We start from the raw sequence: 15,799 nt of genomic DNA, 5'->3' as shown, positions 1-15,799 counted from the left end.
GTGACCGGGTCCATCCCTGCGGCACCCGGAATTCTTCCGGTGGAAGTGTCTGTGGCTGCGGCACGTTTTTCACCCCAGCAGAATATCGGCACGAGCGGCTCTTCTAGCCTTGATGGCTCCGCATGAAGTCCAGCACCGGCGTCGCCAGGGATGCACCGATCTGCTCCTGCGGACGCTTGTTCCCGCGCACTTCGAACATGTGGTTTCCGCCGTCAATCCGTTCGACGACGGCGGACGGGCCGATCCGCTCCGCCACCGGTTCCAGCTCGCCCGGCAACGCGAAGGGATCCCGGGTACCCTGCAAGAACAGCATGGGCAGGGAAAGCCCGTACAGGTGCTCGTCGCGCAGCTTCTCGGGTTTGCCGGGCGGATGCAGCGGGTAGCCCAGGAACACCAGTCCCGCTGCCTGCATCCCCTCGGCCACGGCCATGGACGCCATCCGCCCGCCAAAGGACTTTCCGCACGCCCACACAGGTAATCCGTGGGCACGGTCCTCAGCGGCGGACATCAGCGCGCGCCACGTCTCAATCGCTGCCGGGGCTCGGTCCGGGAATTTCTTCCCGGCCTCCCGGTAGGGGAAGTTGAACCGCCAGGTGGCCACGCCGCCGTCGTTCATTGCATCGGTAAACCCGGTGAGGAATGGGTGCTCCATGCCGGAACCGGCGCCGTGTGCCACGACAAGGGATGCCCACGAATCGGCGGGCCGTGCGCAGACGGCGCTGACTTTACCCTCACCGACCGCCACGGTGAGATGTTCGGACTGAGCTGGCATGGTTCCAATTTACGGGACTCGTCCGGGCCTCTCACCTCACAGCGGCAGGCCGGCTTCTTCCTTCACGGTTTTCATCACGATGGTGCTGGTGAGCTTCTCGACGCCTGGCAGGCCCACGAGCACTTCATCGTAGAACTGCTGGTAGCCGAGGAGATCCGCCGCGATGACCTTGAGCAGGAAATCCGGATCCCCGAAAAGCCTGTCCGCCTTCACTATCTGTTCGTGAACACCCACTGCCTTCTCAAAGGTAAGCATCTGCGCGCGGTCGCGCAGGGTTACGAACACCAAAGCCTGAAAACTCAGCCCGACGGCGGCGGGATCAACCACGGCACGATAGCCCGTCAGCACTCCCTTGCGTTCAAGCTCCTTGATGCGGCGGTGGCAGGGCGCAACCGTCAGCCCCACCTCAGCAGCGAGCGCCGTGGCACTCATCCGCCCGTCATTTTGAAGCAGGCGCAAAATTTCACGGTCAATAGCGTCAATCACGCAAGAATCGTATCGTTCAAAGCCGTGGGCGGGCCTATTCCGGTCAGCACTTTTCGCCGCTGGATCCCTAGGCTTGAGGGATGGATTTTCAGCAATTCGCGGGCTTTGCGATCGTCTCTGTCACCCTGGCCATGACTCCGGGGGCCGACTGGGCATATTGCATCTCCTCCGGCCTGCGCGCCCGAAGGATTGCACCCGCCGTGGCCGGGCTGTCCGCAGGCTACCTTTTACACACCGCACTGATCGTGGCCGGGCTCGCGGCGCTGATTGCCGCCACCCCGCAGCTCCTGGCCGGCCTGACACTGCTCGGTGCGGCTTACCTGCTCTGGCTGGGGATTTCCACGCTGCGCACCTGGCGTTCGGCCGGTTTTACGACGACGACGGCGGGTTCTTCGGGTTCCGGTGCCGGCGGGTCGACAGGCGGTGCAGGACCTGTCCTGCCCGGCGGTGCAGGACCCGTCCTGCCCGGCGGGGCAGGACCCGTCCTGCCCGGCGGGGCCCAGCCGGAATCGGTTGACGCCGGAGGCATGCTGGCCACCCTCGCCCCTCCGATTCCTGTCCGCCCCGGGCCTGCCCGCCGCGAGGGCCGGCAGGACTTCTTCAAGGGGTTGGGCACCAGCGGCACCAACCCGAAGGCGCTGCTGCTTTATCTGGCGCTCATTCCGCAGTTTGTGGATGCCGATGCCAGCCTGGCCGTACCGCTGCAGACCCTGGTCCTGGGCCTGTCCCACTTTGGCGTGTCCGTGCTGGTCTACACCTGTGTGGCACTTGCGGCCCGACGGCTGCTGCGCTCGCGGCCGGGCGGTGCCCGTGCCGTCACGCTGGCCAGCGGTGTCCTGATGGTTTGCCTGTCCCTGATGCTGCTCGCTGAACAGGGCGCTTCGCTGATCAGTTAGACGGGACTGCCGGCATTGACGCTGCCGGCGTTTGGCGTGAGACCTTAGCGGCCTTTCTGAATCCGTCGCCGATGTCCCACACGCTGATGAGCAGCACCGCCGCAGCCGTGATGCCGGCGATCCAGGTGGAGGCATCCGGTTCCCAGTCCATGTTGGTAAGGAAGGTCCAGTCGAAGACCTGGTCCGTGGCCAGCAGCCAGAGCACCGGCACCATGAAGGCCAGGGCCAGGATGGTGTTGACCGCGGCGAAGGCATACGTCCACCGCCCGGTCAGATACAGCACGACGGTGAAGCCCGCCTCGATGACCAGCAGGACGATCACGTACGGAAGCCAGAAACTCCAGAGGCCTTCCTGCAGGACCAGCACCGGTTCCCCGTTCAGGTACAGCAGCGAACCGATCCGCTGCCAGAGGAGCAGGCCGATGAAGAACGCGATGAAGACCACCGTGGTGATGGTGTCGCCGAGGGACACCTGGGACTTCCGGGGAATCTGGGGGAGCATGGCGGGCGACCACGGCTGCAGTCCCAGGTCCTTCCGGCGGGTGCCGTTGAACTGGATGATCGCGAAGATCAGCGTCACCCAGAAACCCAAGTGCACCAGGACGTTGATCGCGGTGCCGATCGCTGCTCCGAAGGCCACGGCGGGGTCACCGGGCTCAAGGGCCATCCGCACCACGACCGAGCCTACGAAGGAAAACGGAGTGATGATGATGGCCAGGGTCTTCAGCAGCCGCCACCAGTCCAGGAACAGGTCCGGTCCAATCAGGTACAGCGGCCGGCCGCTGTACTGCGCCGCTAGGCGGGCTGGGTCCCCGAGTTCGGTGAGTACCGCGGTTTCGGCGTCGGCAGGTGCCTGTCCGCCCTCCACCCGCGCTTCGACGTCGTCGGTGATGGAGCCGCGCAGTTCGCGTTCGATGTCGCCGCGCTGTCCCTCAGGGATTGAGCGCAGCGCCGTAAAGACATAACGGTCAGTGAGGGTACTCATGATGGTTGTCCTTCGTTGAGCTGGCGGATGGAGGTATGTAGGGATTCCCAGTCCTTCAACAGGGCCTGAAGCAGCTCGATGCCCTGCTCGCTGGTGGTGTAGAACTTCCGCGGGCGTGCTTCTTCGGTGTCCCAGGAGCTGGTGAGCAGTCCCTGCTTTTCCAGGCGGCGCAGCAGCGGGTAGAGGGTGTTTGCCTCGACGCCGAACCCTGCCCGTTCCAGTTCTTCGAGCAGGCCGTAGCCGTAGCCGGGCTGTTTCAGGATGGAGAGGCAGGCCAGCACCACGGTTCCCCGGCGCAGTTCCTGAAGGTGTCCACCCAGCAGATCGTCTTCCATGCGTCACACTATGGTGTGTTAGACACAATATTGCAATAGGTAGCCGGACCTCTTGGCAATGCCCGAACCCGGTTCCCCTTACGGACGGAAGTCCGCGTTGCTACCGTTTTTGATAACGGCAGGGTCAGAGAGTCAGGTTTTTGAAAAGACACCGATGCGTTTTCCTCGAGGAGGAACCATGCATGCTCCAGTCGATTTCCATCATGCAGCCCGTGACACCGGCGCCGTGATCGCCGGAATCCAGGATGAACAGCTCAGCTGGCCCACTCCGTCGCCCGACTACACGGTGGGCGACCTTCTGGAGCACATCGACGGACTGTCGCTGGAATTCCAGCTCTCCGCGCACAAGACTGCCCTGCCGCCGGGAGCCGGGGAGGTGCCTGAAGCGGACGGCAGGAATCTGGCCGAAGGCTGGCGTGAGCGCATTCCCAACCAGCTCACTGCCCTGGCCGGCGCCTGGGCGGATCCTTCGGCGTGGGACGGGGAGACGGTGGCGGGCCGGGTTCCGCTCGATGCCGTGGAAGCCGGCATGTTTGCCCTGGACGAGATCATTGTGCACGGTTGGGATCTGGCGCGCTCCACCGGACAGAGCTACAACCCGGATCTGCGCGCCGTACAGGCCTGTGTGGAGTTCCTCGGCGAACAGCCCCGTAACCCGGATCTCTTCGGCCCGGTGGTTCCGGTTGATGACTCTGCTTCGCCGCTGGACCGGCTGGTGGGACTGACCGGGCGCGATCCCGCCTGGATTCCAGAGATCTGAGTACTGCCGGCCCAGCCGGTTCAAAGCCGCCCAAGTTGCAGGCCCGGCAAACTTGCAGGAACTGCATGTAACGTCGGAAAGATGACACCACACGTACTCAGCGCGCAGAACCTGACGAAAACGTACGGGCAGGGGGGAAACAGGTTTGATGCCCTGAAGGGCGTCAGCCTGGCCGTGGAAAGCGGCGAGTCCCTGGCGATTGTCGGCAAGAGCGGTTCGGGAAAGTCCACCCTCATGCACCTGCTCGCCCTGCTGGACAGCCCCGACGAGGGGACCATTTCCGTCAAGGGCCAGGATGCGCGTTCGCTGGGAAAAAATGAGCTGAACGAACTGCGCAACCGGGATTTCGGTTTTGTGTTCCAGCAGTTCTTCCTCACCCCCAACTCCTCCGTGCTGGACAATGTGGTGCTGCCGCTGATGATCGCCGGTGTGAAGCCCGCCGAACGCAAAAAGCGCGGCATGGAGGCGCTGGAGCGCCTGGAAATGGCGGACAAGGCTCGAAACAAGGCCACTGACCTCTCCGGCGGCCAGAAACAGCGCGTGGTCATTGCCCGCGCCCTGGTCAACAATCCGTCGGTGATTTTCGCCGATGAGCCCACCGGCAACCTGGACACCGCCACCGGCGCCGTCGTGGAAGACATTCTGTTCTCGCTGAACAGGGAACAGGGCATCACCCTGATTACCGTCACGCACGACACGGATCTCGCGGCCCGCTGCAGCCGCCAGTTCTACATCAAGGACGGACGCGAAGTGTCCGCCGATGAACTCATCTCGACCACCATCACCACAGGGGCCTCAGCATGACCGCCGGCGACATTCTCCGCTCAGCAGTATCCAACACCTTCCGCAGCAAGGTCCGCACGGCACTGACCGTGGTCGCCATCTTCATCGGTGCCTTCACGCTGACCCTGACCAGCGCCATCGGTGCTGGCGTCTCGGACTATATCGACAAGCAAATAGGCGCCATTGGCGGCGACGATCTGCTCACCGTCTCGCCCGCCGCAGAAACCGGAGCGGCCGATGACGGGCCCAAGGAATACGATCCCGACGGTGCCGCCATGCAGGGCAACTTCACGCTGCTCTCCGAGGCGGACATCGAAGCCATCCGCGCCACGGACGGCATCGACAAGGTTGAACCGGCCGCCATGCTGGCACCGGACTTCATCCAGTACGACGGCGGGACCAAGTTCGAGCTGACCGTCAACCCGATGATCGGGATGGCGGATGTGGATCTTGCCGCCGGGCGGCAGCTTGAAGACGGCAGCGGATCGCGTGAAGTGCTGCTTCCGTCCTCATACCTGGAGCCGATGGGCTTCGCCGACGAGCAGGCAGCCCTGGACCAGACGGTCTCCATTGCGGTCACTGACTACGCCGGAACCCAGCACACGGTGGATGCCGTGGTGGCCGGTGTGCAGAACGATTCCCTGTTTGGCGACGGTGCCGGATTCAACGAGGAGCTGCGGACCGAAATGGACGCCCTGCAGAAAACCGGCATGCCTGCCGGTGTTCCCAGCGGCTACATCACCTCCGTTGCCTACCTGTCCACGGACATCAGTGCGGACGAGCTGGAAGGCATCAAGTCCGACCTCGCAGACCAGGGCTTCACCGCACTGACCGTGGCGGACCAGATCGGTGCCATCCAGGCCGTCATCAACGGCATCATTGGCGTCCTCAACGCGTTCGCCGTCATCGCCCTTGTGGCTGCCGGGTTCGGCATCGTCAACACCCTGCTGATGAGCGTGCAGGAACGCACCCGCGAGATCGGCCTCATGAAGGCCATGGGTATGGGCGGCGGCAAGATCTTCGCGCTGTTCAGCTTCGAAGCGATCTTTATTGGTTTCCTTGGATCCGCGCTGGGAGCCGGCGTGGCCATCGGGCTCGGCACGGCGATCAGCTCCGTCCTGTCCAACACGGTGCTGTCAGCCCTTCCCGGCCTGAGCATTATGCTGTTCACGCCGGCCTCCGTAGCAGTCATCATCGGCGTCGTCATGCTGATTGCGTTCCTTGCCGGCACGCTGCCGGCTCGCCGGGCAGCCCGGCAGAACCCCATCGACGCCCTGCGGTACGAGTAAGCAGCGGCATCAGGAAAGTGCATCACGGCGGAAGGCGGAGCGATGGACCAAGGCGTTGAAGCATCCGGAGGGCTGCGTGCCCGCAAGCGTGCAGCCACCCGGCATGAGATCGAAAAAACGGCTGTGGCGCTGGTCCTGGAACGGGGTTATGACAACGTCACCGTGGACATGATCTGCACTGCGTCCATGGTGTCGCAGCGGACGTTCTTCAACTATTTCGGTTCGAAGGAAGGCGTCTTCCTGGGTCCGCCGCCCGCCCAAATGCGCGACGCCGTGGCCCGCGAGTTCCTGCCCGACCACGGCACCCCGGTTGTCCTGAGCCTTGCCGCGGCCGTAGTCTCCGCCCTGGTGGCCGGCCAGCCCGATCCGGAGCTGGCCGGCCGCAGGATGAAGGCCATCATGGCCTCACCTGTTCTGTTTTCCAAACAGAACGAATGGATGGCCGATCACGAGAAACAGTTAACGGACCTGGTGATGGAACGTTACGCGGCTGCGGGTCTCCGCAAATCCGAACCGGACCTCGCCGCGGAGGCCGGCATGGTGGTGGGTCTGGCTCTGGGGGTGGTCCGTGTGGTGCTGCAGCAGAACCACCTGGAGCACGACGGCGTCTGGCCGGACACCGGCATCATGGAACGTGCAGGGGTACTCCTGGAGAGGATCTTCGGCAGCTAGCTAACGCTGGTCGGTGCCGTCCGGGCGGAACCTGTCATCGCCGTCGGCCGTGTCCGGAAGGGAACCAAAGCTTCTCTTGATGCCGGTGCCCTTGCCCAATTCTTCAGGGTTGGGGCGCGACGTGATGATCAGCAGCAGGAAAATCAGCAGGGACACGATGAAGGTGGCGCAGGCAGCGGCGAGTCCCAGCTCCCACCGGAATTCCCGCTCTGTTCCGCCGGTGGAAAAGACGGCCACGGCTACGCCCGCGACCGCTGCCAGCACGGCGGAGAAAATCACCGGAACATTGCCGTAGCCGGCAGGCGGTCCCTGCGTTCCGGATGGTGAAGACGGGCCGTCAACCATGATGATTCCTCCTGCGGAAGGGCGAACCGGCACGGCCATCCTAAGTCCGCTCCCTCCCGCCCGGAAGGGTCTTGCGGTACCTTCGCGGAGGAAGCCCGATTTGGCGGACACGTTTCCAAGACCGGCAGCTGCAGGAGGACACGATGCGCAAGGTGACGGCGGCACTCTTTAGCTCAGTCGACGGCGTGGTGGAGAACCCGGGAGACTGGCAGTTTGACCATTTTGACGAGGACATGGGGCCCTTGATGGCATCCGTCCTGGCGGGCCAGGATACGGTGCTGCTGGGCCGGACGACCTATCAGGAATGGGCGGACTACTGGCCGGGTAACACCGGGGACGGCTTCGGGGATTTCATCAACCCGGTCCGGAAATTCGTGGCCTCCCGGACGCTCACGGACGAGGACCTGAGCTGGAACAACTCCCGGTTGATGGATGACGAGCTGGAGGCCTTTGTCCGCCGGCTCAAGGAGCGCGACGGCGGTGACATCGCTGTGAACGGAAGCATTTCACTGGTGCGCCAGCTCCTTTTCGCCGGACTGCTGGACTCCCTGACACTCATGGTGCACCCGGTGGTGGCCGGTTCGGGGCAGCGGCTGTTTCAGCCCGGAGACCCGCTCACCCGGCTAAAGCTGCTCGAGTCCCGGACCACTGCATCAGGCAATGCCATCCTGACCTACGGGCCGCGGACGTGAGGCTCCCGGAAGCGGACCGAGCGCACGGATATCAAAGAACGGCATCGTACGGCTGACCAGCGGCCCCACCAGCAGGGCAAAGGCCACTGTTCCCAGACCCACGGTGCCGCCCAACGCCCACCCCGCACTGAGCACTGCCACCTCTATGCCGGTGCGCGCGGCCCAAACGGGCCATCCGAAGCGGCGGTGCATCCCGGTCATCAGCCCGTCCCGCGGGCCCGGCCCCAACCGTGCCCCTAAATAGACGCCGGTGGCGGCAGCCAGCAGCACCAGACCGCCGGCGAAGAGCAAAACCCTCGCCCAAAGCTGATCGGGAGCGGGCACCAGGGCAAGGCAAACTTCGGCGCTGGGACCAATTAGCAGCACATTCAGGACGGTGCCGATGCCGGGTTTCTGCCTGAGCGGGATCCACAGCAGCAGCACCAGCGCGCCAATCAGGACGGTCACGACGCCGAATGGAATGCCCGAGGAACGGGCTGCGCCCTGTCCCAGCACATCCCAGGGGGAAACGCCCAGATGAGCCTGGATCATCATGCCGATGGCAAAGCCATAGCAAAAGAGGCCGGCCAGCAGCTGGACGGCACGGCGTACGGTGATCCACGTCATGGACTAAGACAAGCCGGTTTTCCACCCGTAAACAAACCGGTGCCCCGCACGGCCGCGGCAAGCGTTCAGGAGCTGAGAATAAAACGGAACCGGGCTAAGCTGGTCGGTCAACCGAACGGCGGTTGACTGTTGAGCTGGAGGAAAAATGTTCAGGCCAGGCGCACCTGTGGAGGAAATCGAACAGGACGTTGAAGCAATGATTATCGAGCTGGTCCACGAATTGGGCCGGCTCGCGGACTCGGACCCGGAACAGGTGGGAGCCTCGGACCGCGCCTACATCAAGGCGTTCTCGGATGCCGAGTCCAACAGCGACACTGACCAGGGGGCACTGCTGGCCACCGCCGTCGGACGCCCCAACCTGGCAGAGTCCCTGATCTACCTGAACCGCAGGCTGGACCGGGACAACCTTGATCCCGGGCAGCCCACCGGAGTCATCGGCGTTATTGTCCGGCTGGCCATGGACGGGCTGTGGGTCAGCGACATCCTCGATGCCACCCGCTTCGACGCCCGGGAGCGTGCCCGCATCGTGAAACTGCTCACCGCCCTGACACGGGTGAGCGATGACCGACTGGAAGCAATGCTCTGCTCACCGGCCGCCAAACCGCACGGGCCGGACAAGTCCGCCTAGGCAGACAAACCAGCCTAGGCAGACAAACCAGGCTAGGCAGACAAACCAGCCTAGGCGGAAGGGCCCAGCGGGCGGACCGGCTGCCGCAGCACGGTCCTGAGCTTGTGCACCGCGGTCCGCCGCGGATCGCTGAGGTAGATCTCGTGGTGGTCGCCGTTGAAGGTGAGTGCGTGTGCCGGCATCCACTGGTGATGCAGGCGCTCAAGGACCGGGCCCTCGGCGTCGTAGGCTCCGATGTACAGGATCTGCGCCGAGGTGCCTTCCTCAAGGGTCACCAGGCGCACCCTGTCCAGCCCCGGCGGGTTCTTCTTCCTGGCAACCGCGGCGACGCTATCCGAAACCAGGCCGGGGGTAATCCACGGCGGCTGGGCCACCAGCATGGTCCAGTCCCAGGAATCCTTGTCACCGCGGATAAAAGCGTCCATGTCAGCCGCACGCCAGAGTCCTTCGAGCGGGCCCACGGTGAAATCGCGGCCGAGGTCCTTTTTGGACGCAAACTTCACCGTATACGCCGTGGGGTAGAGGCATTCCAAGGCGCCCTGATATTCCTTCGATGTGTTGGGATCCCCGTGCCCGTCATAGGCAAGGTACTGCAGGGCCGGAACCTCAACCAGGGCGAAATCGCCGGACTTGGGGGCGTAGAGCTCGGGGTAGCTTTTCTTGAAGTCGAACTTGTCCGTTACAGCCTTTTCCATAGCAGGCGCGCCCTTCCACGGGGTTTTCAGGATAGGGCGGGTCCTGTGCCCGCGGCTACTGCCTGCGGATAACGGCTACCATCCTTCAAGGGACTCCAGTACGGTCCCGCAAGTCTCCCCCTCACGAACGGAATCCATCATGCTTCACGGCACGGCCGCCACAGTGGTGCTGCTGCGCGATGCGCCCGACGGACTGCAGGTCCTGTTGCTGGAGCGTCCCCGCCACCGGGGATCCTTTGCCGGAGCCTGGGTGTTTCCCGGTGGGCGGGTGGATCCCGAGGACTACGGACTGCCGGCGGATTCAGCGCAGCCTACGGCGAACGACGACGGTGAACTCGCCGCCGCGCTCCGGGCCGGCGTGCGTGAAACCGAAGAGGAAACCGGGCTCCGCCTGGCGGAGCCCAACCTGGTGCAGCTTTCCTGCTGGGAGCCGCCGCCCGAAGCGCCGCGCCGCTACAGGACGTGGTTCTTCCTGGCCGATGCACCCGAAGGAGAGATCCTGCTCAGCCCCGAAGAACACGTGGACGCGGTTTGGCTGACTCCCGCCGAGGCCTTCCGCCGGCAGCGGGAGGGGAGCATGGAACTGTACCCGCCCACTTGGGTGACCCTGCACGGGCTGCTGGGGGTGGAAACGGTTGCCGCCGCGCTCGCAGCGGCCGGCGCTGCCGCGCCGCAGACCTACACAACCCGCCAGCTGCCCGGCCAGACGCCGCCGGTAATGGTCTGGCACGGCGACGCCGAGTACCCCCAGCTGCCCGGTGACCCGGAGGCCCGGCACCGGCTGGTCATGGGCGCAGACAGCTGGCTCTACGAACGGACCCTGTAACCGGACCCCGGAACCCGAACCCCGGAGCCCGAAATTCACGTGCCGTTAGACTGGCCCGATGAACAGCCCCTACCTGATCAGCCGCGAGCGCTTTGTTCCCGCCTCGCCGGAATCCGTGTTTGACCTGCTGGCCCGTCCGGCCATGCACAGTGTTATCGACGGGTCTGGAACCGTCCGTGACGCGCACCCCCACGGTCCTGCCAGACTGGCCCCCGGAGCCACTTTCGGCATGGATATGAAGATGGGCGTTCCCTACAAGATCAGCAACACGGTCACCGAGTTTCAGGAGGGGCACAGGATTGCCTGGCGGCACATGGGCGGTCATATCTGGCGCTACCTGCTGGAGCCTGCAGACGGCGGGACCCTCGTAACCGAGCAGTGGGATGCCAGGGGCGTCCGCCACCGTGTCATGTACCGAATCATGGGAGTGACCCGGCGGCATCCTGCGAGTCTGGAACAAACGCTGGAAAAGCTGGCGGATCATTTTGCGGTCCGGTGACTGATAAAAGGTGATGCTGCCGTAGCCGGGAGCCTGCCGCGCTAGACTGGACGCCGGAAAACACGGCACCAATCAACAGCGGGAGCGGCGTGGAGATTTTGGATCCGGAGGCCGTGTTCAGGGTCGTGGACCTGGCCGGAGTCCTGGCGAACGGCGTACTGGGCGGAGCGGTTGCCCGGCAGCTGCGTATGGACCCGGTGGGTTTTGTGGTCCTGGCGCTCACCTCAGCCCTGGGCGGAGGTGTCCTGCGCGACACGCTGCTGCAGGCGGGCACCCCGGTGGCGCTGACCGATCCCGCCTACCTCTTTGCCGCCATTGCCGGTGCGTTCATCGCTTACCTGATTGAACTCAAGGGGAAATGGGCTAATCGGTTCCTGATAGTCATTGATTCCTTTGCCCTTGGCTGCTGGGCTGCCACCGGGACATCCAAAGCCCTGGGCTTTGGCTTGGAGTGGCTGCCTGCCATCCTGATCGGCGTGGCCACAGCGGTGGGCGGCGGCATGATCCGCGACATCGCCGTGGGACGGGTGCCGGCGATCTTCGGCGGCAACACCCTGTACGCTACCGGCGCCCTCATTGCCGCCATTGAAATGGCGGTCCTCTATCATCTGGGACTGCGCAATGTAGGCATGGCCGTGGCCATCGTTTCTGCCGCCGTTATCTGCACGGTGGCCCGCCGCCGCGGCTGGCGGCTGCCCGGCCCGGGGGAGCTGAGCGTGCGGCTTCCGCGCCGGACGCGCAGCAAACACAGCGGATCCGGGCCAACCGAAGCCGGCTCACGCAAGAAGGAACAGGGTTGGCCGCGGCCCCGGTTCGGCCGCCTTCCCCGGCCTCGTTCCGCCCGCCGGAATCCGCCGGAACCCGACGGCGACGCCGCCCCGGCACGCCGCTAGCCGCGTCCGAGGTGCCGGGCGCGGCGGTTGAGCCAAGAGCGAACCGCTGTGGCTCCTGCCACAGCCGCCGGTAACGTGAGCCCCATGACTGCTTACAAAACCGTGAACCCCGCAACCGGGGAGACACTGAAAGAATTCGCCGAAGCCACCGACGCCGAAATCAACGAAGCAATCAGCGCAGCCCACGGTGCCTTTGCCTCGTGGCGCAGCCAGCCGGTTGAGGCCCGGAGCAAGATCATCGCCCGGGTGGCCGAGCTGTACCGCGAACGCAGTGGTGAGCTGGCGGCCCTGATCGCCACCGAAATGGGCAAGCCCCTGCGTGAGGCCAAGGGCGAAGTTGCCCTTTCCGCAGACATCTACGACTACTACGCCGCCGAAGGCCCCGGCTTCATGGCCGATGAGGAACTGAGCGTAAAGGGCGGCGGCGGGGCCACCGTGCGCACCGAACCGATCGGCGCAATCCTGGGCATCATGCCGTGGAATTACCCGTACTACCAGGTGGCCCGGTTCGCCGGCCCCAACCTCATGCTGGGCAACACCGTGCTGCTCAAGCATGCCAACAACTGCCCGCAGTCAGCCCTGGCCATGGAGCAGATCTTCCGCGATGCCGGGCTGCCCCGGGATGCCTACATCAACCTTTTCGCCACCAATGACCAGGCCGCGGACATCATTGCGGATCCCCGGATCCAGGGCGTTTCCCTGACCGGTTCGGAGCGTGCCGGTTCCGCCGTTGCCGAGGTGGCCGGCCGGAACCTGAAGAAGTACGTGCTGGAACTGGGCGGCAGCGATCCGTTCATTGTGCTGGATTCCGAGGACCTGGACACCACGGTCAAGTCCGCCGTGGCCGGCCGCATGGGCAACGCCGGACAGGCCTGCAACGCCGCCAAGCGCTTTATCGTCATGGAGGATCTCTACGATGACTTCGTGGAGAAGTTCACCGCGAAGATGCAGAAGATCCAGCCCGGTGATCCGCTGGACGAGGGCACCCGCTTTGGGCCGCTGTCCTCACAGGCTGCCGCAGACTCCCTGGTGGAGCAGATTCAGGATGCCGTGGACAAGGGCGCAACTCTCCACACCGGCGGTGCGTTGGTGGACGGGCCCGGCGCCTACGTTCAGCCCACGGTGCTGACGGGCGTCACGGAAGATATGCGTGCCTTCTCCGAAGAGCTCTTCGGTCCGGCTGCCGTGATCTACAAGGTCTCCAGCGCCGATGAAGCAGTAGAACTGGCGAACAGCTCACCGTACGGCCTGGGCGGCGCCGTCTTCAGCGCTGACGAGGACAAGGCCCTTGAGGTTGCTGACCGGCTGGAATCGGGCATGGTATGGATCAACGGCGTGTCCGGAACCCAGGAAGACCTGCCCTTCGGCGGCGTCAAGCGCTCCGGCGTGGGCCGGGAACTGGGACGCTACGGCATGGATGAGTTCGTCAACAAGAAGCTGATCCGCACGCCGCAGTCCCGGAAGTAGCGTAGCCGAACGGTCGGGCAGCCCTTATGCGTTTTCTTTCAGCGCACTCCGGGCTGCCCGTTCCTCTTCCGTGGTGAAAACGACGTAGCGGTACGCGAAGTACCGGAACACGTTGCCGGCCAGGACACCGATGACGTTGCCGGAAATGTTGTCCGCAAACTGGCTGGTGAAACCCAGCACGTAGTGAGACACGTACAGGCAGCCGGTGGCGATGAGCAGCCCCACCACGTTGGTCAGGGCGAAAAGCAGGGTTTCGCTGCGGACGCTCCGCCCCCGGGTGCTGCGGAAGGTCAGGTATCGGCTGCCCACCCAGGAAACAGCTGTGGCAGCGGTAACCGAAATGACCTTGGCGGTAATGGGGCTGTCATTGAGCACGGTCGAAGCCAGGACGTTGAACAGTGAAACGTCCACGACAAAGGCCACTGCGCCGACGAGGGAGAAAGATCCCAGGCGCCGCAGTACCTTGCGGATGGGTGAGATGCCGTGCTGCGCCATGTGGTTGTTCCCCTGCTGAATCTGCCCGGTAGGGTGCCGGCTCCTTTTGGATGTTTTCACAGCCGCCCTTCGGGCACAAAATTGGGCTCGGGGGCGCCGACCGGCAGCGTGACGGTGAAGACAGTGCCCCGCCCTGCCTCGCTGCGCAGAGTGATGGTGCCGCCGTGATCTTCAACGATCCTGCGGCTGATCACCAACCCCAGACCCACCCCGGGAATGGCTGCCTTGCGGGCTGTGGCGGACCGGAAGAACTTCGTGAACACTTCTGCCTGCTCAGCTTCGGTCATGCCGATGCCGGAGTCCGCCACTTCGATCCGGGTCTCCGTACTCGTGCGACGGGCACGGATCAGGACCCGTCCGCCGTCGGGTGAATACTTGACCGCGTTGGAAAGCAGGTTGTCCAAGACCTGGCCCATGCGCCGCGGATCCACAATGTCCGGCAAAGATGCCGGAAGATCGGTCGAGAACCGGACGCCGTTGATCTCCCCCCGGGGAGCTGCGGTGCTGACTGCCGACTGGATGAGCTCGGTCAGGTCCGCCGGTTCCAGGGAGACGGTGCTGCCGCCGGTGGCGGCCGTGAGGAGGTCCGAGACCAGTGCCAGCAGCTTTTCCGAGTTGCGCAGCGCCACCTTCAGGGAGGCGGTGACGTGCCCCGGCAGGTCGCCGGCGTCTTCGAGGGCCAGGTCCAGATATCCCATGATCGACGTCAGCGGGGTGCGCAGTTCATGTGAAACATTGGCAACGAAGTCCTCTTTGGCCCGCACGGCGTCCACGAGCCCGGTGACATCGCTGAAGGCAATGACGGATCCGCGGAAGGCGCCTTCGCCCCGGACCGAACGGGCCGAAACGCTCAGGCCCTGCTGCTGGTCTCCCTGACCGAACCACACCAGCTGATCGGAAAAGGATTCGCCAAGGACAGCCCGCCGGATCGGACGAAGGTCCGCCGGAAGGGGCGTCACACGGTCGGGGCCGAAAATCAGCAGCTCACACTCGTCCTGGTCGCGGGTTCCGGGCCGGACGGCACGCCTGCGGTTGTGCTCCTGGCGGCTGTTGGTGAGGATATTGTTTCCCGCCTCATCAACCACCACCACGCCCACTTCCACGGTGTTCAGGATGGTTTCCAGCAGGGATTCCTTCCGCTGGCTCTCCGCCAGGCTTTCCTTCAGGATCAGGTCTTTCTGCCGGAGCACCTCCTGCTGGGCAGCCACCGACGCTTCGGCGCTGGCCCGCGCCGACTCGGCCTCCTCCGTTTTGCGCAGCGTACTCACCAGTTCCTGCTCATAAAGCCTGCGCTCATAGGCATTGAAGATGATGATCCGGTCCAGCGCCGGCTCATCCAGGCCGGAAGCCCGCACGCGGCGGGCGGAGAGCAGGGACGGCATTCTGGAGCCGTCGGCCCTGAGTATGTCCACCGCCAGTTCGGCCATGGCACCCGCCACCCCCATCTGCAAAGACGCGTGGGTGGCGTACAGGATGCGGTCCCCGATGGGCAGCAGCTTCAGGAAACTGGCTCCCACCAGTTCGTCACGGCTTTTCCCCAGCCATGCCAGCAGGGTGCGGTTGGCATCCACAATGGTGCCGTTTTCAAGCGTGACCACGTAGCCGGCGGGGGCATCCTGAAACAGGGCTTCATAGTCCAGCAGCGGCTTGGTTGCGGGAACGTCGTCCACTGGTC

General features: G+C 64.6%; 20 protein-coding genes. 11 read left to right on the top strand and 9 right to left on the bottom strand.

Annotation, left to right across the window (positions count from 1 at the left end; all coding sequences use genetic code 11):
- Positions 1-103: 103 nt before the first annotated feature.
- The gene (locus CXR03_RS04200; RefSeq protein WP_104102129.1) at positions 104-772 is read right to left on the bottom strand and encodes an alpha/beta family hydrolase; all 669 of its coding nucleotides are present in this window, start codon (positions 770-772) and stop codon (positions 104-106) included.
- A 36-nt stretch (positions 773-808) separates the two neighbouring features.
- Positions 809-1,258 carry an Lrp/AsnC family transcriptional regulator gene (locus CXR03_RS04195; protein ID WP_104102127.1) on the bottom strand — a complete coding sequence of 150 codons (450 nt, stop codon included), beginning with the start codon at positions 1,256-1,258 and terminating at the stop codon, positions 809-811.
- A gap of 80 nt (positions 1,259-1,338) precedes the next feature.
- On the opposite strand from CXR03_RS04195, the gene CXR03_RS04190 reads away from it, so the two are divergent.
- The gene (locus tag CXR03_RS04190) at positions 1,339-2,154 is read left to right on the top strand and encodes a LysE family translocator (RefSeq protein ID WP_104102125.1); all 816 of its coding nucleotides are present in this window, start codon (positions 1,339-1,341) and stop codon (positions 2,152-2,154) included.
- Here CXR03_RS04190 and CXR03_RS04185 read toward each other — a convergent pair.
- Both CXR03_RS04185 and CXR03_RS04180 read right to left on the bottom strand, forming a co-directional pair.
- Positions 2,147-3,139, bottom strand: coding sequence for a permease prefix domain 1-containing protein (locus tag CXR03_RS04185; RefSeq protein ID WP_104102123.1), 993 nt, complete (start codon positions 3,137-3,139; stop codon positions 2,147-2,149). The two genes, CXR03_RS04190 and CXR03_RS04185, sit on opposite strands and share 8 nt — an antisense overlap.
- Positions 3,136-3,474, bottom strand: coding sequence for a PadR family transcriptional regulator (locus CXR03_RS04180; RefSeq protein ID WP_104102122.1), 339 nt, complete (start codon positions 3,472-3,474; stop codon positions 3,136-3,138). The genes CXR03_RS04185 and CXR03_RS04180 overlap by 4 nt, the downstream gene beginning before the upstream one ends.
- A 178-nt stretch (positions 3,475-3,652) precedes the next feature.
- On the opposite strand from CXR03_RS04180, the gene CXR03_RS04175 reads away from it, so the two are divergent.
- The 4 genes from CXR03_RS04175 (at position 3,653) to CXR03_RS04160 (ending at position 6,978) form a co-directional block, all read left to right on the top strand.
- Complete coding sequence (locus CXR03_RS04175; RefSeq protein ID WP_104102120.1) at positions 3,653-4,234, top strand: TIGR03086 family metal-binding protein; 582 nt, start codon at positions 3,653-3,655, stop codon at positions 4,232-4,234.
- A gap of 81 nt (positions 4,235-4,315) precedes the next feature.
- Positions 4,316-5,038, top strand: a complete 723-nt coding sequence (locus tag CXR03_RS04170) for an ABC transporter ATP-binding protein (protein ID WP_104102118.1) — start codon at positions 4,316-4,318, stop codon at positions 5,036-5,038.
- Positions 5,035-6,306, top strand: a complete 1,272-nt coding sequence (locus tag CXR03_RS04165) for an ABC transporter permease (protein ID WP_104102117.1) — start codon at positions 5,035-5,037, stop codon at positions 6,304-6,306. Before CXR03_RS04170 ends, CXR03_RS04165 begins: the two co-directional genes overlap by 4 nt.
- Positions 6,307-6,348: 42 nt before the next feature.
- On the top strand, positions 6,349-6,978 hold the full coding sequence (locus CXR03_RS04160) for a TetR/AcrR family transcriptional regulator (RefSeq protein ID WP_104102115.1): 630 nt from the start codon (positions 6,349-6,351) through the stop codon (positions 6,976-6,978).
- On the opposite strand, the gene CXR03_RS04155 is transcribed toward CXR03_RS04160, so the two are convergent.
- A complete protein-coding gene (locus CXR03_RS04155; protein WP_146067186.1) occupies positions 6,979-7,323 on the bottom strand; it encodes a hypothetical protein in 345 nt (114 codons plus the stop codon). It abuts the gene before it with no gap.
- Between the two features lie 143 nt (positions 7,324-7,466).
- On the opposite strand from CXR03_RS04155, the gene CXR03_RS04150 reads away from it, so the two are divergent.
- A complete protein-coding gene (locus CXR03_RS04150) occupies positions 7,467-8,015 on the top strand; it encodes a dihydrofolate reductase family protein (protein ID WP_104102112.1) in 549 nt (182 codons plus the stop codon).
- On the opposite strand, the gene CXR03_RS04145 is transcribed toward CXR03_RS04150, so the two are convergent.
- On the bottom strand, positions 7,977-8,621 hold the full coding sequence (locus tag CXR03_RS04145; protein WP_104102111.1) for a YitT family protein: 645 nt from the start codon (positions 8,619-8,621) through the stop codon (positions 7,977-7,979). The two genes, CXR03_RS04150 and CXR03_RS04145, sit on opposite strands and share 39 nt — an antisense overlap.
- 166 nt (positions 8,622-8,787) lie before the next feature.
- Between CXR03_RS04145 and CXR03_RS04140 the strand changes: the two genes are divergently transcribed.
- Positions 8,788-9,249 carry a TetR family transcriptional regulator gene (locus CXR03_RS04140; protein WP_258073478.1) on the top strand — a complete coding sequence of 154 codons (462 nt, stop codon included), beginning with the start codon at positions 8,788-8,790 and terminating at the stop codon, positions 9,247-9,249.
- Positions 9,250-9,299: 50 nt separating this feature from the next.
- Here CXR03_RS04140 and CXR03_RS04135 read toward each other — a convergent pair whose 3' ends face one another.
- Positions 9,300-9,944, bottom strand: a complete 645-nt coding sequence (locus CXR03_RS04135; protein WP_104102108.1) for a GyrI-like domain-containing protein — start codon at positions 9,942-9,944, stop codon at positions 9,300-9,302.
- Between the two features lie 139 nt (positions 9,945-10,083).
- Here CXR03_RS04135 and CXR03_RS04130 point away from each other — a divergent pair, with 139 nt between their 5' ends.
- From CXR03_RS04130 to CXR03_RS04115, 4 genes are all read left to right on the top strand, one after another.
- Positions 10,084-10,770, top strand: a complete 687-nt coding sequence (locus CXR03_RS04130; RefSeq protein ID WP_104102106.1) for an NUDIX domain-containing protein — start codon at positions 10,084-10,086, stop codon at positions 10,768-10,770.
- A gap of 58 nt (positions 10,771-10,828) precedes the next feature.
- The gene (locus CXR03_RS04125; RefSeq protein WP_104102104.1) at positions 10,829-11,269 is read left to right on the top strand and encodes an SRPBCC family protein; all 441 of its coding nucleotides are present in this window, start codon (positions 10,829-10,831) and stop codon (positions 11,267-11,269) included.
- Positions 11,270-11,358: 89 nt separating this feature from the next.
- Positions 11,359-12,162, top strand: coding sequence for a trimeric intracellular cation channel family protein (locus CXR03_RS04120; RefSeq protein ID WP_258073477.1), 804 nt, complete (start codon positions 11,359-11,361; stop codon positions 12,160-12,162).
- An 84-nt stretch (positions 12,163-12,246) separates the two neighbouring features.
- Positions 12,247-13,629: an NAD-dependent succinate-semialdehyde dehydrogenase gene (locus CXR03_RS04115; protein ID WP_104102818.1), complete on the top strand. Its 1,383-nt coding sequence runs from the start codon at positions 12,247-12,249 to the stop codon at positions 13,627-13,629.
- A 24-nt stretch (positions 13,630-13,653) separates the two neighbouring features.
- On the opposite strand, the gene CXR03_RS04110 is transcribed toward CXR03_RS04115, so the two are convergent.
- Both CXR03_RS04110 and CXR03_RS04105 read right to left on the bottom strand, forming a co-directional pair.
- Positions 13,654-14,124: a GtrA family protein gene (locus CXR03_RS04110; protein ID WP_104102101.1), complete on the bottom strand. Its 471-nt coding sequence runs from the start codon at positions 14,122-14,124 to the stop codon at positions 13,654-13,656.
- A gap of 56 nt (positions 14,125-14,180) precedes the next feature.
- Positions 14,181-15,794 carry a PAS domain-containing sensor histidine kinase gene (locus CXR03_RS04105; protein WP_104102099.1) on the bottom strand — a complete coding sequence of 538 codons (1,614 nt, stop codon included), beginning with the start codon at positions 15,792-15,794 and terminating at the stop codon, positions 14,181-14,183.
- Between the last annotated feature and the right edge of the window lie 5 nt (positions 15,795-15,799).

It is taken from the genome of Arthrobacter sp. 08Y14 (assembly GCF_002929455.1).
Taxonomy (GTDB): Bacteria; Actinomycetota; Actinomycetes; order Actinomycetales; family Micrococcaceae; genus Arthrobacter_B; species Arthrobacter_B sunyaminii.
This window is presented reverse-complemented; position numbering and strand designations above follow the sequence as displayed.